The organism is Pseudomonas sp. B414, assembly GCF_055408445.1.
Window position 1 is genome coordinate 1 of the sequence record NZ_JBUZTQ010000043.1, and the last position, 21267, is coordinate 21267.

The 21267-nt window shown below is 59.3% G+C and carries 19 protein-coding genes; 4 read left to right on the forward strand and 15 right to left on the reverse strand.

All coding sequences use genetic code 11. The features are described from left to right. Positions 1-176: 176 nt before the first annotated feature. The 3 genes from ACZRMH_RS23110 to rluC are packed head-to-tail and all read right to left on the reverse strand — an operon-like array spanning position 177 to position 2801. Positions 177-1166 (reverse strand): S49 family peptidase, encoded by a 990-nt coding sequence (locus ACZRMH_RS23110; protein WP_464015441.1) that lies wholly within the window; start codon positions 1164-1166, stop codon positions 177-179. Between the two features lie 20 nt (positions 1167-1186). Then, on the reverse strand, positions 1187-1852 hold the full coding sequence (locus ACZRMH_RS23115) for an HAD-IA family hydrolase (RefSeq protein ID WP_464015442.1): 666 nt from the start codon (positions 1850-1852) through the stop codon (positions 1187-1189). Further along, on the reverse strand, positions 1839-2801 hold the full coding sequence (gene rluC, locus ACZRMH_RS23120) for a 23S rRNA pseudouridine(955/2504/2580) synthase RluC (protein WP_464015443.1): 963 nt from the start codon (positions 2799-2801) through the stop codon (positions 1839-1841). The genes ACZRMH_RS23115 and rluC overlap by 14 nt, the downstream gene beginning before the upstream one ends. Positions 2802-3521: 720 nt before the next feature. Between rluC and rne the strand changes: the two genes are divergently transcribed. Beyond that, positions 3522-6746, forward strand: coding sequence for a ribonuclease E (gene rne / locus ACZRMH_RS23125; protein WP_464015444.1), 3225 nt, complete (start codon positions 3522-3524; stop codon positions 6744-6746). Positions 6747-6818: 72 nt separating this feature from the next. On the opposite strand, the gene ACZRMH_RS23130 is transcribed toward rne, so the two are convergent. From ACZRMH_RS23130 to ACZRMH_RS23165, 8 genes are all read right to left on the reverse strand, one after another. Then, entirely contained in the window at positions 6819-7430 is a 612-nt protein-coding gene (locus ACZRMH_RS23130; RefSeq protein WP_464015445.1) for a transglycosylase SLT domain-containing protein, read from the reverse strand. 15 nt (positions 7431-7445) lie between these two features. Beyond that, complete coding sequence (murB, locus tag ACZRMH_RS23135) at positions 7446-8465, reverse strand: UDP-N-acetylmuramate dehydrogenase (RefSeq protein ID WP_464015446.1); 1020 nt, start codon at positions 8463-8465, stop codon at positions 7446-7448. Then, positions 8462-9226 (reverse strand): 3-deoxy-manno-octulosonate cytidylyltransferase, encoded by a 765-nt coding sequence (kdsB, locus tag ACZRMH_RS23140; protein ID WP_464015447.1) that lies wholly within the window; start codon positions 9224-9226, stop codon positions 8462-8464. Before kdsB ends, murB begins: the two co-directional genes overlap by 4 nt. Further along, entirely contained in the window at positions 9223-9408 is a 186-nt protein-coding gene (locus ACZRMH_RS23145; protein ID WP_086796064.1) for a Trm112 family protein, read from the reverse strand. Before ACZRMH_RS23145 ends, kdsB begins: the two co-directional genes overlap by 4 nt. A gap of 21 nt (positions 9409-9429) precedes the next feature. Continuing rightward, on the reverse strand, positions 9430-10440 hold the full coding sequence (gene lpxK / locus ACZRMH_RS23150; RefSeq protein WP_464015448.1) for a tetraacyldisaccharide 4'-kinase: 1011 nt from the start codon (positions 10438-10440) through the stop codon (positions 9430-9432). Next, positions 10440-10868, reverse strand: coding sequence for an ExbD/TolR family protein (locus ACZRMH_RS23155; protein ID WP_464015449.1), 429 nt, complete (start codon positions 10866-10868; stop codon positions 10440-10442). The genes lpxK and ACZRMH_RS23155 overlap by 1 nt, the downstream gene beginning before the upstream one ends. Then, complete coding sequence (locus ACZRMH_RS23160; RefSeq protein ID WP_464015468.1) at positions 10865-11500, reverse strand: MotA/TolQ/ExbB proton channel family protein; 636 nt, start codon at positions 11498-11500, stop codon at positions 10865-10867. The genes ACZRMH_RS23155 and ACZRMH_RS23160 overlap by 4 nt, the downstream gene beginning before the upstream one ends. Positions 11501-11666: 166 nt before the next feature. Continuing rightward, positions 11667-13892 (reverse strand): DNA internalization-related competence protein ComEC/Rec2, encoded by a 2226-nt coding sequence (locus tag ACZRMH_RS23165; protein ID WP_464015450.1) that lies wholly within the window; start codon positions 13890-13892, stop codon positions 11667-11669. A gap of 133 nt (positions 13893-14025) precedes the next feature. Here ACZRMH_RS23165 and ACZRMH_RS23170 point away from each other — a divergent pair, with 133 nt between their 5' ends. Next, positions 14026-14541, forward strand: a complete 516-nt coding sequence (locus ACZRMH_RS23170) for a DUF2062 domain-containing protein (RefSeq protein ID WP_464015451.1) — start codon at positions 14026-14028, stop codon at positions 14539-14541. 78 nt (positions 14542-14619) lie between these two features. On the opposite strand, the gene ACZRMH_RS23175 is transcribed toward ACZRMH_RS23170, so the two are convergent. The 3 genes from ACZRMH_RS23175 to ACZRMH_RS23185 form a co-directional block, all read right to left on the reverse strand. Continuing rightward, positions 14620-15399, reverse strand: coding sequence for an ABC transporter permease (locus ACZRMH_RS23175; RefSeq protein WP_464015452.1), 780 nt, complete (start codon positions 15397-15399; stop codon positions 14620-14622). After that, positions 15396-16328 carry an ABC transporter ATP-binding protein gene (locus tag ACZRMH_RS23180; RefSeq protein ID WP_464015453.1) on the reverse strand — a complete coding sequence of 311 codons (933 nt, stop codon included), beginning with the start codon at positions 16326-16328 and terminating at the stop codon, positions 15396-15398. The genes ACZRMH_RS23175 and ACZRMH_RS23180 overlap by 4 nt, the downstream gene beginning before the upstream one ends. A gap of 132 nt (positions 16329-16460) precedes the next feature. Further along, positions 16461-17087 carry a glutathione S-transferase family protein gene (locus ACZRMH_RS23185; protein ID WP_464015454.1) on the reverse strand — a complete coding sequence of 209 codons (627 nt, stop codon included), beginning with the start codon at positions 17085-17087 and terminating at the stop codon, positions 16461-16463. Between the two features lie 152 nt (positions 17088-17239). On the opposite strand from ACZRMH_RS23185, the gene ACZRMH_RS23190 reads away from it, so the two are divergent. Both ACZRMH_RS23190 and ACZRMH_RS23195 read left to right on the forward strand, forming a co-directional pair. After that, positions 17240-19687 (forward strand): acyl-CoA dehydrogenase, encoded by a 2448-nt coding sequence (locus ACZRMH_RS23190; protein ID WP_464015455.1) that lies wholly within the window; start codon positions 17240-17242, stop codon positions 19685-19687. A 64-nt stretch (positions 19688-19751) separates the two neighbouring features. Beyond that, positions 19752-20168: a PA2817 family protein gene (locus ACZRMH_RS23195; protein ID WP_464015456.1), complete on the forward strand. Its 417-nt coding sequence runs from the start codon at positions 19752-19754 to the stop codon at positions 20166-20168. 82 nt (positions 20169-20250) lie between these two features. Here the strand turns inward: ACZRMH_RS23195 and ACZRMH_RS23200 are convergent, their stop codons facing one another. Next, positions 20251-21192, reverse strand: coding sequence for a LysR family transcriptional regulator (locus ACZRMH_RS23200; protein ID WP_464015457.1), 942 nt, complete (start codon positions 21190-21192; stop codon positions 20251-20253). Positions 21193-21267: the final 75 nt, after the last annotated feature.

The window sequence follows — 21267 nt, forward strand, 5'->3', positions numbered from 1 at the left end:
AAGTATGCTTTTTCATGGACTCGCCCTCGCTGTCGTTGGCTATTTAGAGTGCCACCGTGGCGCATTGACGCCTCGGCGTGGGCGAGTCCATTCAATTACGCGATATAGAACCGCTCTTTTTTGTCACCCACAAAAAACCGGCCCTCTCAGGCCGGTTTTTTCGAAGCACTCAACTATCAGCGCAGAGTCGGCCCCTGGAAGCCCATCCACATTGCCAATTGCTCAGCCACGCTGGCACCGAGCTTTTTCGAGAAGCGATCGAAAGCCGACTCCTGAACCGTGAAGTCCACCAGGTCTTTGGCACCGATCACATCACGGGCAACCGAACTGGTATTGCCCAGACCGTCGATCAGACCCAGCGGCAGCGCCTGCTGGCCAGTCCAGACCAGCCCGGAGAACAGCTCAGGATGCTCCTTGTCTTTCAGGCGATCACCACGCCCCTGCTTGACGCTGTCAATAAACTGCTGGTGCGTCACATTCAGGACACCCTGCCAGAACTTGGTTTCGTCCGGCTTCTCTGGCTCGAACGGATCCAGGAACGCCTTGTGATCACCCGAGGTGTAGGCACGACGCTGAATACCCAGCTTGTCCATTGCCCCGACAAAGCCGAAGCCCGCCGCCGTCACACCAATCGAGCCCACCAGGCTGGCCTTGTCGGCGTAGATCTGGTCAGCGGCACTGGCAATGTAATAGGCACCCGAGGCCCCCAGATCGGAGATCACCGCATATACCTTGGTATCCGGGTGCAGACCGCGCAAACGGCGAATCTCATCGTACACATAACCCGATTGCACCGGACTGCCGCCCGGGCTGTTGATGCGCAACACCACACCCTTGACCCGAGGATCTGCAAACGCGGCCTGCAGGCTGGTGACCAGATTATCGGCACTGGCCGGCTCTTTATCGGCAATTGGACCACGCACATCGATCAGCGCGGTGTAGCTGGAGCCACCGACAGCACTGCGCTCCATATCCATCAACGGGCTAAACAGCACCAACACCGCAATCAGATAACAGAACATCAGGACTTTGAAGAAAATCCCCCAACGGCGCGCACGGCGCTGCTCCTGGATACCTGCCAACAAGGTTTTTTCCAGCAACTGCCAGCTTTTATCTCCGCCGACAGACGCCTCAGCCGCAGAGGGCGCTTTCCATTGATCAACCATGCACTACCCCAGCAAAGACTTTAATTGACCTGACGATCGAGCCAGGTGCGCAATTCGGGAAAACTGTTTATCGCCAACCGGGGCTCGAACGTCAGCAAGCGCTCCATTGTCTGAGCACCATAGCCTACCGCAACCGAATCGATGCCCGCATTACGCGCCATCAGCAAATCAAAGGAGGCATCGCCCACCATCAATGCCTGATCCGGGCGCACATCGCAATAAGCCAGAATCTGATTAAGCATCAAAGGGTCAGGCTTGCTTGCCGTCTCATCCGCAGCACGGGTGATATCGAAGAACGCTTCCCAGCCGTGAGCCTTGAGCACGCGATCTAGACCGCGTCGAGCCTTGCCCGTGGCGACCGCCAGACGATAACCCTGGGCACGAAACGCCTCAAGCGACTCCCGAACCCCGGCAAACAGCGGCGACGGCTCGGCATCCATGGCGATATAGACGTCAGCATAGTGCTGACGAAAGGCAATCACCTGCTCGGCCGTCATATCGGGATAAAGGGTCAGGATTGCCTCAGGCAAACCCAACCCGATGATTCCCTTGACCGCATGCGCATCGCGCTCAGGACGACCCGAGCGCTGCGCTGCAACCTGCATCGCGATGACGATGCGACCAATGGAGTCGGCCAGGGTGCCGTCCCAGTCGAAAATGAGCAGCTTGTACTCAGTAAGGGACACTCAGTCGCTCCACGGTTTTGGCCCACATTTCATCCACCGGGGCCTGGAATTTCATCTCGCCGCCATCGGGCATCGGCACGGTCAGCATGTACGCATGCAGGAACAGGCGCTTGCCGCCCAGATCGCGGATCTCCTTGGAGAAACCTTCGTCGCCGTATTTGGTATCGCCGGCAATACAATGCCCGGCATGCAGGGTGTGAACACGAATCTGGTGAGTACGACCAGTGATCGGGCGCGCCTCGACCATGGTTGCGAAATCACCGAAGCGGCGCAGCACCTTGAACACGGTAACCGACTCTTTGCCTTCATCTTCGTTGACTTCAACCATGCGCTCACCCGAGCGCAAGTTGCTCTTCATCAGCGGCGCACGCACCTGCTTGATCGAAGCCGCCCAGTTGCCGCGCACCAGGGCCATATACCGCTTGTCGATACCGTCGCCGCGCAGGGCTTCGTGCAAGTGACGCAACATGCTGCGTTTTTTCGCAATCATCAGCAGGCCGGAGGTATCCCGATCCAGGCGATGCACCAGTTCCAGCTCCTTGGCGTCGGGACGCATCTGACGAAAGGCTTCAATCACGCCAAAGGTCAGGCCGCTGCCGCCATGTACGGCGATGCCTGCAGGCTTGTTCAATACAATCAGCGCCTTGTCTTCATAGACAATCGCCGCTTCAAGGCGCAACAGCAAACCTTGCGCCACCGGCACCGGCTCGTCGCGCTCAGGCACGCGAACCGGCGGCACGCGCACGATATCACCGGCCTGCAGCTTGTACTCGGGCTTGATCCGCCCCTTGTTCACGCGCACTTCGCCTTTACGCAAAATGCGGTAAATCAAGGTCTTGGGAACGCCCTTGAGCCGAGCAAGTAGAAAGTTGTCAATGCGTTGGCCGGCATATTCCGGCGAGACCTCAAGCAGCTGGACGCTGGGGGTCGGGGGGGTAGTCGTCGTCATGCCGCGGATGATAACAATTTTTTATGGAATTGAAGCACTTAATCATTGCTGCTATAGTCGCGAACGCCGCCAAAAGCGGCCTGGACAGAGGATTAGCGGTGAACAACCGGCCCTGACCAACGCTCTTGATCAGGACGCGAGGCCGTCCTACGGGGCTTTTGCTGGATACGCAAGACCTGGAGTTGTAACAAGCGCAGGTGACATGAGGCCTGAAGCGAGCCTGGAAAGCAGAGTGCAAACTCGCCTTTTACGCCGACATTCACGGCCAGTTCACAAAGTGCAGTCAGCCTCGGGAATTTCAAGCGAATGCTTCGGAAACATCGCCTTTATTAGCCATGATGCGTGAACTCCCCTTTTGGAGAACACGGTAAATGCCAACCCGCTGCGGATTCTGCGCGCGGCAGCACCCGAATTATCAGGGATACGTGTAGGGTGGAGATGCACAACCGCCGGACTGTGTAGCAATAGGCTTTATCAAGACGCTTCATCTCGTCCACAGCCGCCGGTTGATTCCTCCTCCTGACCAGACTTTTGCTTAAGAGGTGCCTAGGCACCACAGCAAGCAGGAAGCGTAAGTCGCGACTTCGGCCCAAGGGTCGAACCTCGCTGTACACAGGAGTGGCCAACAACTCCTGACGCACCTGACACCGACCATGAGAAGTCGTGTGTGCCGAACGCCGTTTCCGGTAGCCCGGAAACCGACGGTACAACATGAAAAGAATGCTGATTAACGCAACTCAACCTGAAGAGTTGCGCGTTGCACTGGTAGACGGCCAACGCCTCTATGACCTGGACATCGAGTCGGGTGCACGCGAGCAGAAGAAAGCCAACATCTATAAAGGCCGTATTACTCGCATCGAGCCAAGCCTTGAGGCTGCCTTTGTCGATTTTGGCTCTGAGCGCCACGGCTTCCTGCCCCTCAAGGAAATCTCCCGCGAGTACTTCAAGAAAGCCCCCGAAGGCCGCGTAAACATCAAGGACGTCCTGAGCGAAGGCCAGGAAGTTATCGTTCAGGTCGAAAAAGAAGAGCGTGGCAACAAGGGCGCAGCCCTGACCACGTTCATCAGCCTCGCTGGCCGCTACCTGGTACTGATGCCCAACAACCCGCGTGCTGGCGGTATCTCCCGTCGCATCGAAGGTGAAGAGCGCAACGAACTGCGTGAAGCGCTGAACGGCCTGATCGCCCCTGCTGACATGGGCTTGATCGTACGTACTGCCGGCCTTGGCCGCAGCAGCGAAGAAATGCAGTGGGACCTCGACTACCTGCTGCAGTTGTGGACCGCCATTAAAGAAGCCTCGCTGGATCGCGCCGCGCCATTCCTGATCTACCAGGAAAGCAACGTGATCATCCGCGCCATCCGCGACTACCTGCGCCAGGACATCGGCGAAGTGCTGATCGACAGCGTTGAAGCCCAGGACGAAGCCCTGACCTTCATCCGCCAGGTAATGCCGCAGTACGCCAGCAAAATCAAACTCTACGAAGACAGCGTTCCGCTGTTCAATCGTTTCCAGATCGAAAGCCAGATCGAGACCGCGTTCCAGCGCGTCGTTGAACTGCCTTCCGGCGGCTCCATCGTTATCGACCCTACCGAAGCCCTGGTGTCCATCGACATCAACTCGGCCCGCGCTACCAAAGGCAGCGATATCGAAGAAACCGCACTGCAGACCAACCTTGAAGCAGCCGAAGAAATCGCCCGTCAGTTGCGCCTGCGCGACATCGGCGGCCTGATCGTCATCGACTTCATCGACATGACCCCTGCCAAGAACCAGCGCGCCGTGGAAGAAAAAGTCCGCGAATGCCTGGAAGCAGACCGCGCCCGCGTACAAGTGGGCCGCATCTCGCGCTTCGGCCTGCTGGAAATGTCCCGTCAGCGCCTGCGTCCATCCCTGGGCGAAAGCAGCGGCATCGTTTGCCCACGCTGCAACGGCACCGGCATCATCCGTGATGTTGAATCGCTGTCGCTGGCCATCCTGCGCCTGATCGAAGAAGAAGCCCTGAAAGACCGTACTGCCGAAGTACGCGCCCAGGTGCCAATCCCGGTTGCTGCGTTCCTGCTCAACGAAAAACGCAACTCGATCACAAAGATCGAACTGCGCACCCGCGCGCGCATCGTTATTCTGCCGAACGACCACCTCGAAACGCCGCACTTCGAAGTTCAGCGTCTGCGTGATGACAGCCCGGAAGCCCACACCAACCAGTCCAGCTACGAAATCGCTGCTGCTGCCGCTGAAGTGGAAGAAGTTCAACCGGCTGCCGCTACCCGCACCCTGGTTCGCCAGGAAGCTGCCGTTAAAACTGCACCGCCACGCACCTCGGCACCGGTTCCGACCGAAGCCGCTGCTGCTGCCGCACCTGCTCCTGCGCCAGCCGCTACCATCGCCGAGCCAAGCCTGTTCAAAGGCCTGGTCAAGTCGCTGGTAAGTCTGTTCGCCTCCAAGGAAGAGCCTGCTGCTCCGGTAGTTGCCGAGAAACCGGCAACCCCTGAGCGCCCTGCGCGCAACGAAGAGCGTCGCAACGGCCGCCAGCAAAGCCGTAACCGCAACGGTCGCCGTGACGAAGAGCGTAAGCCGCGCGAAGAGCGTGCTCCACGTGAAGAACGTGCTGCTCGTGAACCACGCGAAGAGCGCAGCCCACGCGAAGAAACGCCGGTTGTGGCTCAAGCCCCTCGCGAAGAGCGCGCACCGCGTCCACCTCGTGAAGAGCGAGCACCACGCGCCCCACGTGAAGACCGCAAGCCTCGTGGCGAACGCGAAGAACGCGTACGTGAACTGCGCGAGCCTCTGGATGCAGCGCCTGCCGTTGCTGCTGCCACCGCAGCCGTAGCTGAAGAGCGTGCACCACGCCCACCGCGTGAAGAACGTCAGCCACGCGCCCCTCGCGAAGAACGTGCACCACGCGAAGAGCAGGTTGTAGCCGCTGCTGAAGACGAAGAAGTCCTGAACGCTGAAGAGCAGTCCCAGGACGAGACACAGGACAACGCCGAAGGCGATCGTCCACGTCGTCGCTCCCGTGGCCAGCGTCGTCGCAGCAACCGTCGCGAACGTCAACGTGATGCCAACGGCAACGTGATTGAAGGTTCGGAAGAGAACGGCGAAGAAGGCAACAGCCAGAACGCGCCTGCAACCCCATCAGAAGTAGCCGCTGCCGTGGCCGTGACTGAAGTCGTTGCCAGCCAGGTTATCAGCGCTCCAGCTGAAGCCCAGGCTCACCATCAAGCAGAACGTGCCACTGAAGCGACTCAGGAATCGGCCCCGACTGAAACCGTAGCCGTCGTTGAAGCGGACAAGGAAGTGGTTGCTGTTGAAGCACCTGCTGCCCCGGCACCTGTTGTTGAGGCCGCTCCTGTAGAAGTAGCCGTTGCCGAAACCCCGGCAGCAGAAGCCCCGGTTGTGGAAGCAGTGACTCCGATCGAAGCAGTCAAAGCGCCTGAAGTTGAGGTTGCACCGGTTCAAGAAGCACAACCTGAAGTTCAGGTAGTTGCCGAGCCAGTTGCCGCTGCTCCAGAGCCAGTGATCGAAACCGTGGCAGAAGCGCCAGTGGTCGAGACTCCGGTTATCGAAAAAGCACCGCAGCCTGTCAAGGAAGCCCGCTTTGTCCGCGAGCCAGTTGCAGAGCCTGCCACTGTTGAGGCCACACCAGAGCCAGTGGCTGCAGCAGAGCCTGCAGCCACTGAAGTGGTAGCCGCTGAAGCCGTGGTCGAAGCTGCAGTGATCGCACAGCCAGCTCCGGTTGAAGCTGTTGTCGCAACTGAAGTGGTTGAGGTAGTGGTTGCAGCAGCTCCGGCTGCCAGCGCCCCAAGCAACGGTCGCGCGCCTAATGACCCGCGTGAAGTGCGTCGCCGCAAGCGTGAAGAGGCAGCTGCTGCAGCCGCCGCTGCCGCTCAGGCACCTGCACACGAAGCTGTAGCCCAGGAAAAGGAGCACGAGGATAAACCCCTCGCCTAATTCCCAAGGCCACTAAAAAGCCCCGCCAGTTCTGAACTGGCGGGGCTTTTTTATACTTGAGTTACGCAATTATCAAAAAGGCCAGAACGAGCGACGACCTTTTTCCAGCTCACCGCGACACTGGCCAAGCTGCGCACCATAGGTTTTGGACTGCTGCTCGACTTTACGCGCCACTTGCATCAACCAGGGTTTGGCACGATACGTATTGCGACTGTAGCCACCCCTGCCCTCGTGATACGCCAGGTACTGGTTGTAGGTATCCCACTTGGAGATTCCCAGTTGTCGCTGGGTTCCGGCGGTGTACCAACCGATAAACATGATGGTGTCAGCAAAGTTGTCGCGCGAGCCGGAGCTGCCCATGCTGCTTTCAAAGTCACGCCATGCCGGCGGCTGAGCCTGTGCATAACCGTAGGACGGGCTGACCCTGCCCCACGGGATAACCCACAAAAGGTAATCGCGAGGCGGCAGTGCATCGGCGACGAAACTGCTTTCCTGCTTCATGATTGCCATCGCAACATGCACAGGCGTGCCCCAGCGCTCCTGCATCGCTACCGAGTCTTTGTACCAGGCCGGGTATTGACGATAGATATTGCACAGATTGTTTTGGTCTTTGGGCGGGGCAGTGACACAACCGGTCAACGTCACCAGTGCCAACGCCAGCGCCGCTGCCGGTAATTGCTTCATTGAGTGTCCAGACTGCTAGTACAGGTTGGGTTCCATCTCCAGCTGCACTGCGAAGCGCTGCTGGATATCTGCCTGAATGCGCTGGGCAAGGGCCAACAGCTGCAGACCGGTAGCCGATCCATAGTTGACCAGCACCAGCGACTGCAAACGATGCACCCCGGCATCCGCCTCGCGAAAACCTTTCCAGCCCGCCGCTTCAATCAACCAGCCTGCCGCCAGTTTGACCTGACCGTCCGCTTGCGGATAACCAATCAGGCCGGGATGGGTCGATTTCAGCTCGGCTGCCAGCACCGCCGAGACCAGCGGATTCTTGAAGAAGCTGCCAGCATTGCCCAGCACCGCAGGGTCCGGCAGTTTTTCGCTACGAATACTGCAAATCGCCCGGCTTACATCGCTGGCCGTCGGCTGTTCAATGCCCTGTTCGACCAGGCGTTGACGCACCGGGCCGTATTCCAGATGCAAGTGCACAGCCCGGCTCAGGGCAAAGCGCACCCGCAGAATCAACCAGCGCCCGGCCTGCTGCTTGAACAGGCTGTCACGGTAGGCAAAGTTGCACTCGGCCAGGCTGAACTCGCGCAGCTCGCCGGTTTGCCGGTCGAGGGCGGTCAGGCCAGCGAATACATCCTTGATCTCGACACCGTAGGCGCCAATGTTCTGCATCGGTGCAGCCCCTACGGTGCCTGGGATCAAGCTGAGGTTTTCCAGCCCCGACAGGCCTTGCTCCAGAGTCCACAGCACAAAGGCGTGCCAGACCTCGCCCGCCTCGGCCTCGACCACCACCCGCTCGCCGTCATCTTCCAGCAAGCGGATGCCGCGACTGGCCATGCGCAAAACCAGAGCAGCAACGTCGCCGGTCAACAGCAGATTGCTGCCACCGCCTATCACCAGCAACGGCAGCTTGTGCTCTACCGCACACAGCAACGCCTCATGTACATCGGCATCGTTATGGGCCTGGGCAAACAGGCTCGCCTTCACATCCACGCCAAAGCTGTTGTAGGGCTTGAGCGACGCATTGACTTGCATGTCCAGACTCATGACTCCAGCAACCGCCGAACACGCTCAAGGTCTTCTGCGGTATCCACACCGGCCGGCGGAGCTTCAAGCACGTCAGCCACATGAATGCGCACGCCATGCCACAGCGCTCGAAGCTGTTCGAGGCGCTCGGTATTTTCCAGCCAGCAAGGGCCCCAACTGACGAAGTCATGCAGGAAGCCCGCGCGATAGGCATAGATGCCGATATGGCGACGATAAGGCACACCTGCTGGCAATGCGTCCGGGTGTACGGCGAAGTCATCCCGCGCCCAGGGCAACGTAGCCCGACTGAAGGTCAGCGCCAGGCCGTTGATATCGCTGACCACCTTGACCACATTCGGATTGAACAGGGTCTCGACATCATCGATCGGCTCGGCCAGGGTAGCCATGCTCGCTTCGCTGTGGGCGGCCAGGTTGACAGCTACCTGATCGATCACCCGCGGTGGAATCATGGGCTCGTCCCCCTGCACATTGACCACGATGGCATCGCTGGCCAGGCCCAGTTGCGTGGCCACTTCAGCCAGACGGTCAGTACCCGACTCATGATCGGCACGGGTCAGCAGCACCTCGGCACCGAACGCCTTGCAGGCCTCGACAATGCGCGCATCGTCGGTGGCAACCACCACTCGCTGGGCGCTGCTTTTACAGGCCTGCTCCCAGACATGCTGGACCATCGGCTTGCCGGCGATCATTTGCAGCGGCTTGCCGGGCAAACGGGTCGAGGCAAAGCGCGACGGGATAACGACGGTAAAAACCGGGATCATTTATCCAGACGCTCTTCGGCAGTAAGGGTGCGGGCTTCGGTTTCCAGCATTACCGGAATGCCATCACGGATCGGGTAAGCCAGGCCTGCGCCCTTGCTGATCAGTTCGGTCTTGTCGGCGCTGAGCTTGAGCGGGCCTTTGCAAACAGGGCAGGCGAGGATATCGAGCAGCTTGGTGTCCATAAATGTTCCCCTTGAGATGAGTTAGGGTAAAAGACGATCAGGTAAAAGACGCAGCAATTGTTGCTCAAACCACTGCACAAAGGCCGCGGACGGCACTGCGTCAACCGCCAGATACCACCAGTCAGGTGACGCGAAGTCACGGCACTTCACCGCGTCTTTTTCGGTCATGACTACGGGTAATGGCGGCGAGAAATTCAACAGTTCAGCGCTATAAGGCGCGTGGTCGGCAAAAGCATGGGCAATTGGCCGCCAGTGTAGCGTTTCAAGGGTCGTGAAGAAACGCTGAGGGTTACCGATCCCGGCCACCGCATGCAGCGCTTGCCCAGCAGGAAAAAAGTCCAGCGCCTTACGCTCACCGCTGACCAGATTGACCAGTGCAGTGGGCTGCAATACAAAGGCAAAACCGCCCTGGGGATCACTGGCAGCGCCGTTGTACAACACGGCATCGACACTCTGCAGGCGCTCGGCCGGCTCACGCAGCGGCCCGGCAGGCAGGCAGCGGCCATTACCCAGGCCCCTGGCATTGTCGATCAGCACCAGTTCCAGATCTCGCGCCAGGCGGTAGTGCTGCAAGCCGTCGTCCGACAGGATCAGGTCCAGCGGCTCGCTGGCCAGCAAGGCCTGGACCGCACGGCTGCGGTCGGGGTCGATCATCAGGGGCACACCGGTACGCTGCACGATCAGCAAGGGCTCGTCCCCCGCCTGCGTGGCACTCTGCTCAGCGCTTACGCGCCACGGCAGTTGCGGCGGCTTGGCGCCGTAGCCGCGACTGACCACACCGACCCGCAGGCCATTGCGCTGGCAATGCTCGATCAGCCACAGGATCAATGGCGTCTTGCCTGTACCGCCGACCGTGATATTACCCACCACGACCAACGGTACCGCAGGGCGGTAGATCTCACCCGCACCGGCGACAAAACGCGCCCGCTTGCGCTCCACTACCCGGCGATACAGGCACTCAAGTGGACGCAACAAGCCCAGCAGCGGGTGCCCGGTGTACCAGGCACGCAGTAAACGATCGGACATGGCCATCAGGGAGTCGTCTGCGCCTCAACGGTGGTCATGCGCAAATGCGTGAAACCAAGCTTGCCGGCCGCATCCATCGCGGTAATGACCGCCTGGTGTTGGGTTTTGCCATCGGCACTGATGGACAGTGGCAAGCGGGTATCACCGCCGGACTCTTTCTGCAGCGCCTCCATCAGGCTTGCCAGATCGTTCTTGGGCAACAACTGGTTATTGACCGAAAATACCCCGTCAGCACTGATGGCGATATCCAGCTGCTTGCTGTTCTGCTCTTCGCTGGGCGAGCCGCTGACGGCCTCGGGCAAATCGACGCGCAACTGGGTTTCGCGGGTAAAGGTGGTGGTCACAACAAAAAACAGCAACAGGATAAACACCACGTCAATCAATGACGCGAGGTTGATATCCACCGTTTCCCGGGGCTTGCGGCGAAATTTCACGCTTTGCTCCCGACCATGTCGACTTCGCGGTCGCCCTGCACCACTTCAACCAGTTTGATCGCTTCTTGCTCCATGCCGACCACCAGATCATCGACGCGACGCTGCAGGAAACGATGGAAGAACACCGCAGGAATACCCACCATCAGGCCGGCAGCCGTGGTGATCAGAGCCTTGGAAATACCGCCCGCCAGCACGGCGGCATTGCTGGTCATGCCCGAGCCCATAAATGAACTGAAGATATCGATCATGCCCAGTACGGTACCCAGCAGCCCCAACAGAGGCGCCATCGCAGCAATCGTGCCCAAGATATTGAGGTAGCGCTCAAGCTCGTGGATTACTCGGGCGGCGGCCTCTTCGATGCACTCTTTCATGATCTCGCGACCATGCCTGGAGTTGGCCAGGCCCGCAGCGAGGATTTCCCCCAGAGGCGAGTCGGCGCGCAGTTGCTTGAGTTTTTCCTTGTCCATCTGCTTGTCTTTGATCCAGACCCAGACCTGGCCGAGCAGATGCTCCGGGGTCACGCGGCTGGCACGCAGGGTCCACAGGCGCTCGGCGATAATGCCCAGCGCGGCAACAGAGCTCAGAATGATCGGCAGCATCATCCAGCCGCCGGATTTGACCAGTTCCCACACAGTGACAATCCCCTCGAAAAAGTGCGCCACTCTACCACAGGATTGCCTGCGACCTTGAGCGGAGCAACGGCCTCGGCACTTGCGGGAGCGGGCTTGCTCGCGATGGGATCAGCGCAGTTTTACATACATACCGCCTGCATCGCGGGCAAGCCCGCTCCCACACCTGTCAGCCAGGGCTGCTGCGCCAAAACCGCCATTGGTCGCGCATGCCTTGCGCCTCGCCAAACCCACCAAGACGAAACCTTATGGCCCCCTGCTCCGCGCTATCGAGCACCTGTACACCCAAAGCCTTATACCGTGCAATGACTTGAGGATGGGGATGCCCATACGCATTGCCGTGGCCACGGGAGATCAACACCCTGTCCGGAGCTAGCGCCTTGAGCAACACCATCGATGACGAGGTACGGCTGCCGTGATGCGGCGCCTGCAGCCACTGCGTCGGGACTGCCAACGGGCTGCGCACAAAGTCCCGCTCTGCGTGCGCATCAATATCCCCCGTCAGCAGCAGCCGTTCGTCGTTGGCTTGCACCTGCAACACGCAGGACTTTTGATTGCTGTCGCTCGCCCCCGGCCACCGCCAGAGTGAAAATCTCACGCCATCCCATTCCCACGTCTCCCCGCTGACACAGGGTTGCGCGCGTAATTGCTCAGGCAAACCCGGTACATCACCGCCGACTACTCGCGCCACACTGAACCCCCGCTGCACCGCCAGCGCACCACCGGCATGATCCGAATCGGCGTGGCTGAGCAGCATCAAATCCAGCTTACCCACCCCCAAAGAACGCAAAACAGGCACCACCACCCGCTCCCCCTGATCCAAATTCCCAAACTTGGGGCCTGCGTCGTATAGAAGGGTGTGATTGCGGGTACGCAAAGCAATCGCCAGACCCTGACCGACATCCAGTTGCAGCACCTCGACCTGACCGTGGGGGATCTGTTCGCGGGGCACAAATACCGCCAGCAGTACCAGCGGCCAGCCCAACGGCCGTAACACAAACCCGGCGGGCAACAAGAGGATCACTGCCCCGGCGGCACTCAACAGCCAAATATAAAACGGCACCGATTCGGGCAACCAGGGGGTGACCACACCGGCCAGCAGGCTCAACCCTTGAACCAGCAAATCGATCAGTCCACCCGACACCCACAACAGCTTTTCCCCCAGCCAGGGCACAGGCAGCAACAAGGTCCCCAGCAGTGCGGTGGGCAGCACTGCAAGGCTGATCCAGGGCACCGCCACCAGATTGGCCAATGGCCCGGTCAGGCTGATGGGCAAATCGAGGATCCACAGCATCGGAAACAAACCCAGAGCGATCAGGCCCTGGGGGCGCAGCCACATGGCCCGCCAGCCCCACGCGCCCAAACGGCCGCTGAAGGTAAAGAGCAGCACCGCTACTGCACTGAAGGACAACCAGAAGCCTGCGCGCAAACTCGCCAGAGGCTCGACGATCAGCACCGCATTGAGCGCCAGAATAAAGGGCAGCCATACTCCCAGATGGCGAAACCACAAGCGCCAGGCCAGCACCAGGCCGAGCATTACGCAGGCGCGCTGCACCGGCACCTCAAAACCCGCCAGCAGGCCGTACCCCGTGGCCCCCACGAATGCCAGAGCACAAGCCCAGGGCAACCACGGGAAAAATCGTGGCCACAGACCATAACGCGCCAGCAGAGCAATAAAGCCGTAGATCAAGCCAGCCAACAGACCAATATGCTGGCCCGAGATCACCAGCAAATGCACCGTCCCGGTCGCTTGCAGCAGCGTCCAGTCGTCGCGGCTCAGGCCCGAGCCGTCCCCCATGACCAGCGCTGCCAGCCACGCTGCCCGGCCATTGGCATCAACACGCAACAGTCGCTGGCGCAAGCCGTCACGCCAGGCGTGGCTGGCTTTAGCCTGTAACTGCCCCTGTTTAACCGTGCCCGTGGCACCAATACGCTGCGCCAGCAACCAGGCCTCAAAATCAAACCCTTGCGGATTGAGCAACCCCTTGGGCTTCTTGAGTTTGACCAGCAGCCGCCAGCGCTCGCCGCTGTTTACCGACGGCCCGCCATACCAGCTCAGCCTGATGGTCGCGGGCAAAGGGCCGTGACGCGACTTCGCCCCCTGCAATTCAAAGCGAACGGAGTTTTCACCCTGTTGCGGCAACCCGATCACACGCCCTTCAACCCAAAACGTGCGCCCATCAAAGGAATCCGCCAGACGGTCATCCAGCGCCCTTTGCCCCTGAACGCAGGCCCAAGCCAGTCCAAGTATAAAAAGCCCGACCGGCCAGGCGCGTGAAGCCAATAGCAAAACCGCCGCTGCCAACATCAGCAGCAACCAACCTGCAGAGGGTAAAACCGGTAAAAATCGCAGCGTAATCAGGCCAGCTGCCAGCGCAAACATCCCTGTGTACATGCCTATACTCAACTTATCCCTTTAACTCGGATTAGCCGGGATCGGGAAGCTGCGCTTAAGAAATTGTCACAAAGTCTGAATAGGCATCCTGTCGAATTTGGGCATACTGCCCCCTCGACCTAGGGAGAGGCCCATGCCACGGCGTTTAATCAAACGTTTCATGCCAGATCCGGCCCTGATCAGGGAACACAAGTCCTTACGATTCTTGGGCACCTTGCTGCATGATCCCAACCTCTGGCACCTCAATCGTCACTCCGTGGCACGGGCGATGGCGGTGGGCATTTTTGCAGCTTTTATCCCCATGCCATTCCAGATGCTGCTGGCCGCTTTTCTGGCGATAAACGTACGCAGCAATATGCCAATATCCGTGGGCCTGGTATGGCTGACCAATCCGATCACCATGCCCCCGGTGTTTTATTGCACCTACAAGCTGGGTGCCTGGCTGATGAACGTACCGGCACGCACCCTGCCAGACGAATTGACCTGGGAATGGATCAGCGGTCAGCTGTCTACCGTGTGGCAGCCGTTCCTGCTGGGCTCAGTGGTCTGCGGCGTGGTGCTGGGAGCGCTGGCCTATTGCCTGACCATGCTCTATTGGCGCTGGTGGGTCAGTCGCAAATGGAAGGGCCGCAAAAACAAGCGCCCATAAGAAAGGCCCCAAAAGGGGCCTTTCTTATGGGTGGCACTTCACCTGTAGATCTGTGGGAGCGGGCCCCACATTGAAAAATTACTGGCGCATCCCCCGCCCGCTGACCAGCAGCTTGGCGCAGCCGAAGTACAGCACGATGGTAGCTACCACCATAAAGGTCAGGGCTACGCTGATCTTGATGTCCGACACCCCAAGAATGCCGTAACGGAAAGCGTTGACCATATGCAGCACCGGGTTGGCCAGCGATACGCTCTGCCAGAACGGCGGCAGCAGCGTGATCGAGTAGAACACCCCGCCCAGGTACGTCAGCGGCGTCAGCACGAAGGTCGGGATAATCGAAATATCGTCGAAGTTACGTGCAAATACGGCGTTGATAAACCCCAGCAGCGAGAAGATCGTAGCGGTCAGCACCACCACCACAATGGTCAGGCCCAGGTGATGTACCTGCAGATGGGTAAAAAACAGCGACAGCAGGGTCACGATCAACCCCACGATCAGGCCACGCAAGATCCCGCCCACGGTAAAACCGATCAGGATGGTGTGCGGCGAAACCGGCGAGACCATCAGCTCTTCGATCGAGCGCTGGAACTTGGCACCAAAGAAGCTCGACACCACGTTACCGTAGGAGTTAGTGATCACCGACATCATGATCAGGCCCGGCACGATGTACTCCATATAGGTGAAACCACCCATATCGCCGATTTGCCGACCAATCAGGTTACCGAAGATCACAAAGTACAGAACCATGGTGATCGCCGGCGGCAGCAGGGTCTGCGGCCAGATCCGCATAAAGCGGCGGACTTCACGGTAAACAATGGTGTTAAGGGCTATCAGGTTGGGGCGCAGCTCCGTACTCATACCGCCACCTTCGCCAGGTTTTTCTCGACCAACGACACGAACAGCTCCTCAAGGCGATTGGTTTTGTTACGCAAGCTCACCACTTCGATGTGCTGTGCGGCCAGTTGCGTAAACAGGCCGGTGATACCCACAACCTTGTCCACTTGCACTTCCAGCGTAGTGGCATCGAGCAACTGGCTCGGATAACCGATCAAATGCGGTGGCACCTGCAACGGGTATTTCAAGTCGAGCAAAAAGGTTTCAACATGCAGTTGGCCAAGCAACTGGCGCATGCTGGTGTTTTCGACAATGGTGCCGTGATCGATGATGCCGATATTGCGGCACAGCTGCTCAGCCTCTTCCAGATAATGGGTGGTGAGGATGATGGTGGTGCCCTGCTCGTTCAGCCCGGTGAGGAAGGTCCACATCGAGCGGCGCAGTTCGATATCCACACCTGCAGTCGGTTCATCGAGAATCAACAGACGTGGTTCGTGCACCAGGGCACGGGCAATCATCAGGCGACGCTTCATGCCACCGGACAACGAGCGCGAAGGCGTGTCGCGCTTGTCCCAAAGCCCCAACTGGGTCAGGTACTTTTCGGCGCGTTCCTTGGCGACTTTCGCCGGAATCCCGTAGTAACCCGCCTGGGTCACGACGATATCGAAGGTCTTTTCAAACTGGTTAAAGTTGAATTCCTGTGGCACCACGCCAATCGAGCGCTTAAGGGCTGCCGGATTGCGATCAAGATCATGACCAAAGATATTCACCGTACCGCCGGATTTGTTGACCAGGGTCGAGAGAATGCCGATGGTGGTGGATTTGCCAGCGCCGTTGGGGCCGAGCAGGGCAAAAAAGTCACCTTCGGCAACATCCAGATCGATACCACTCAGGGCCTGGAAACCGTTGCCGTAGGTTTTGGTTAGCTGCCGTATGGACAGAGCGGAACTCATATTGGATTACGCACCAAGATGGGGAAAGGGGAGGTATTAATAAGGGCGAACCGCCTGTAGGACAAGTCCGACAAGGCCCTATGGTGCTTGGCCTCGTCGCACAAGTACAGTCGCCCGTATTAATAGTGGCTATTAAGTCAACGCAGTCATCACAGCATTCCGGTAGGCCGGACGCTGCTTCAGGCGCTCATACCAGGCACTCAGATGCGGCAACGGCGGGCGTTCGATAGGCATTTCAAACCAGGCATAGATAAACGATCCCAGCGGTATATCGCCCATGCCGATTTCATCACCGGACAAGTAGGGTTTATCTGCCAGTGCCCGATCAACAATGGTCAACAACTCAGCGCTGGCTTTGATTGCGGCGTTAATGGCCACCCAGTCCTGCTGTTCGGCAGGTGTACGCAATACACCCCAGAACACCGTGCGAAATACCCCGGCAAAGGTGGTGCTGGTCCAGTCCATCCACTTGTCGGCCTGCGCCCGAACACGGGCATCGGTCGGATACCAGGACGTATCCGAGCCGTATCTAGCAGTCAGATAACGCACGATGGTGTTCGATTCCCACAGCACAAAGCCGTCATCTTCTTCAATCACCGGCACCTGGCCATTTGGGTTCAACGCCCGATACTCAGGGCTGTTAACCACTCCAAATGCACCGCCCGCCTCTACCCGGCTATACGGTAACGCCAACTCTTCGACACACCACAACGCCTTGCGCACGTTGGACGAATTCTTGCGACCCCACACTTTCAGCATGATCTGGCTCCTGATTGATAGACGCCGGGGCAGTCTACGCCGGGATGCCGAACTCCGTCTGCAACGCAAGGTCACTATCCTTATAACCCTTGGCGAAAGTTGCGACTAAGCTCACAAGGGTGCATGCCCCTTGGTTTCATGGAGGATTGAATATGCTGTTGTTGTGGATACTGGTTCTGATTGTCGGCCTTGCCTATATGGCTCACCGGCGCATCGCCCCGCTGACGATCATTGCCGTGGTGGCGGTTTATCTGCTGGCAATGGGTGTGATCGGCCATGTGCCGGGCTGGTTGCTGGCCATCCTCTGGCTGCTGCTGGCAGCGCCAACCGCCCTGCTGCTGTTGCCTGACCTGCGGCGCAAAGTGTTTACCGCCCCGCTGTTCAACTGGTTTCAAAAGACACTGCCACCGATGTCGCAAACCGAACGTGATGCCATCGACGCGGGCACAGTGTGGTGGGATGGCCAGCTCTTCAGCGGCCGCCCCGACTGGAACCAGCTGCTGGCCTACCCCAAGGCCCAGCTCACCGAAGAAGAACAGGCCTTTATCGATGGCCCCACCGAAGAGCTGTGTGCCATGGTCAGTGACTGGGAAATCGGTCAGGCCATGGATCTGCCACCGCGCGCCTGGGCGCATATCAAGGAACATGGCTTTTTTGCCCTGATCATCCCCAAAGCCTATGGCGGCAAAGGTTTCTCAGCCTATGCCCACTCCCAGGTGGCGATGAAGCTGGCCACCCGCAGCGGTGATCTGGCCTCGACCGTAATGGTGCCCAACTCACTGGGCCCGGCAGAACTGCTGCTGCACTACGGCACAGACGAACAGCGTGACCATTACCTACCACGTCTGGCCCGGGGCGATGACATCCCCTGCTTTGCCCTCACCGGTCCCCTGGCGGGCTCGGATGCAGGCGCAATGCCCGACAGCGGAATCATCTGCAAAGGCCAGTGGCAGGGTGAAGAAGTCATTGGCCTGCGCCTGAACTGGGAAAAACGCTATATCACCCTCGGCCCCGTCGCCACCCTGCTGGGCCTGGCGTTCAAGGCTTATGACCCCGAGCACCTGCTGGGCGACAAGGAAGACCTGGGCATCAGCCTGGCGCTGATCCCCACCGACACTCCCGGTGTCGAGATCGGCCGCCGCCACCTGCCTTTGGGCGCGGCCTTTATGAATGGCCCGAACTCGGGCAAAGACGTGTTTATCCCCCTGGACTATCTGATCGGTGGCCAGGAAATGCTCGGCAAGGGCTGGATGATGCTGATGAACTGCCTGTCGGTCGGGCGCTCGATTTCGTTGCCGGCAGTCGGCACCGGGGCGGCCAAGTTCACCAGCCTGGTCACCGGGCAATACGCCCAGGTGCGTGAGCAATTCAATGTGCCTTTGGCCGCCTTCGAGGGCATTCAGGAAGCCCTGGCACGTATCGGCGGCAACGCCTGGCTGATGGACAGCGCGCGCATGCTCACCGCCAACGCGGTGGATCTGGGGGAAAAACCCTCGGTGCTATCGGCGATTCTCAAGTACCACCTCACCGAGCGCGGCCGCGAATGCATCAGCCACGCCATGGACGTGCACGGCGGCAAGGGCATCATCATGGGGCCCAACAATTACCTTGGCCGCAACTGGCAGGGCGCGCCGATCTTTATCACCGTGGAAGGCGCGAATATCCTGTCGCGCAACCTGATGATCTTCGGTCAGGGCGCCATCCGCTGCCATCCCTTTGTCCTCAAGGAAATGGCCCTGGCCGCACGCGAGGACAAAGAACAGGCACTGGTAGAATTCGACGATCTGCTGCTCAAACACATTCGTTTTGCGATCAGCAACATGGCCAGCACCTTTGTCTTGAACCTGGGTCTTGGCCGTTTTGAACATGCGCCAGGCAACCCCCTCAGTCAGGGCTACTTCCGTGCCCTGAACCGCCAGGCGGCAGCCTTTGCCCTGCTGGCCGACCTGAGCATGATGCTGCTGGGCGGCGAGCTGAAACGCCGCGAGCGCCTGTCGGCGCGCCTGGGTGATGTGCTCAGTCATATGTACCTGGCCAGCGCCGCGCTCAAGCGTTATCACGACCTGGACTCCCCCGAACACCTCAACCCGCTGTTCAAATGGGCCATGGAGGAAAGCCTGGGCAAAGCCGAACATGCCCTTGATGAACTGCTGAAAAACTTCCCGAGCCGCCCTCTGGGCTGCTTGCTGCGGGTCGTGGTGTTCCCGTTTGGCCGACGTCATACCGGGCCATCGGATGCACTGGATGCCGAAGTCGCTGCGGTACTGGGCCGCGCCAAAGGCGACCCGACCCTTGAGGCGGTGCTCGCGGGTTGCTATCGCCCGCAATCGCCGGACGACGCCGTGGGCGCCCTGCAACATGCCAGCGACCTGCTCAACGAGGCGCATCCGCTGCACAAGAAACTGCGCGAAGCGCTCAAAAGTGGCCAGCTAAACCCGGCCGCCGGAGAGTCTTCCATCGATGCAGCCTTGCAAGCGGGTATTCTGCAACCGGCCGAAGCTGACACCTTGCGCACCGCCGAAGCGGCGCGACGCAAGGTGATTGATGTGGATGACTTCTCCAAGGAAGAGCTCAGCCACAGCGAAGGAAAGATACGCTGACAGGACAACGGGCGCCGGGGGCTTTATACTCCCGCGCCCGTTTTGCCCAAGAGGACACCCGCTAATGGCCACCAACGATCTGAACCACAACCTTGTCTTGCTCGACATTCTGCGCAGCATCCTGGTTGCTGTCGGTGATGCTGAGCAGATCCCCGAGGAAAGCCATGCGCTGTTTCTGGAACGCTTTGACGACATGCGCAGCTCGCTGCCGGTAGACCCGATCAACAGCCAGTACCTGGGCCAGGACATCATGTGCCAGGTTATCGAGCGCTACCCGCAAATCGCCCACCTGGTGCCCCGTGACCTGCTGTGGTACTTCGGCGGTGCATGCTTCAACTTCCTCTCCGATGAGGAACTGGACATGTATGAGGCACTGGAAGAGCGTCGTCACGAAGCCGAGCAGAACGACGAGCCGTTCGACTGGAACCAGGAAAAACAGCTGATGGCCTTGCCGGTCTCGGAAGATAGCCCCAAGCACTGATTGCCACGCTGAATATTCAAGGCCCGCCCGGTTTAGCCGCGCGGGCCTTTTTTTGATTAGACGCAAAACCCTGCGCCAACTGCTACGGGATTTTGTACGTACTCAGGGTCGGCTCTTGTGCCATCCGCTCAACCAGAAAATCAATAAATACACGTATCTTTGGCGGCAGATAGCGCGAAGGTGCATGCAGCAGCCAGGCCCCGCCATGGTATGAAGCAATAAAACTCCACTCTGGCAGCACTTGCACGACCTGCCCCTGCTCCAGCGCCTGCCGCGCGGTGAAATACGGCAGGCTGCCAATCCCTATGCCCTGCAATACGGCATCCAGCCGCACGCCAGTGTGATTGGCCGCATAACGTCCGCTTACACCAACCGTCACCGAGCGGGCACCCTGCTTGAACTTCCAGCGTGCATCGGCAGGGGTTTCCCCCAGATAAATACAGCTGTGCCCACGCAAATCCTCGGGCTGCAGTGGCACACCGTACTCGGTCAAATAAGCCGGCGTAGCGCACAGCACATGCTCAATGGGGAACAACTGGCGCCCCACCAACCCCGGCGGCGGCTGATCGGTGATGCGGATGCTCAAGTCAACGTTGTCATCAATCAGGTCGACATAACGGTCTTCCAGAATCAATTGCACATCGACTTTCGGGTAGCGCCGTAAAAACTCGGGCATATGCGGGTGAATCACATAGCGCCCCACCGCTTTGGGCACGCTGACCCGGATCAGTCCTTCAGCGCTTTGAGTAAAACGCCCACTAAGATCCATCACTGACTGCGCAGCACCCGCCACCTCGCAACAGCGTTTAAAGACCTCCTCGCCATCATCACTCAGGCGCAGTTTGCGCGTAGTGCGTTGCAACAAGCGGATCGCCAGGGCTTTCTCCAGTCGGGCCACACTGCGGCTGACCGCCGAAGGTGATGTGCCGAGCTGGCGCGCCACTTCGGAGAAACTCCCGGCCTCGACCACCTTTACAAACATGACCATTTCAGCCAGCAATGACATGGGTAGATTGATGCTCACAGCGCACAGGTCCATTGAAATTTGAGTGGATTATCACGAACAAGGCACAACCCTATACTAAAAACAGGAACCGAT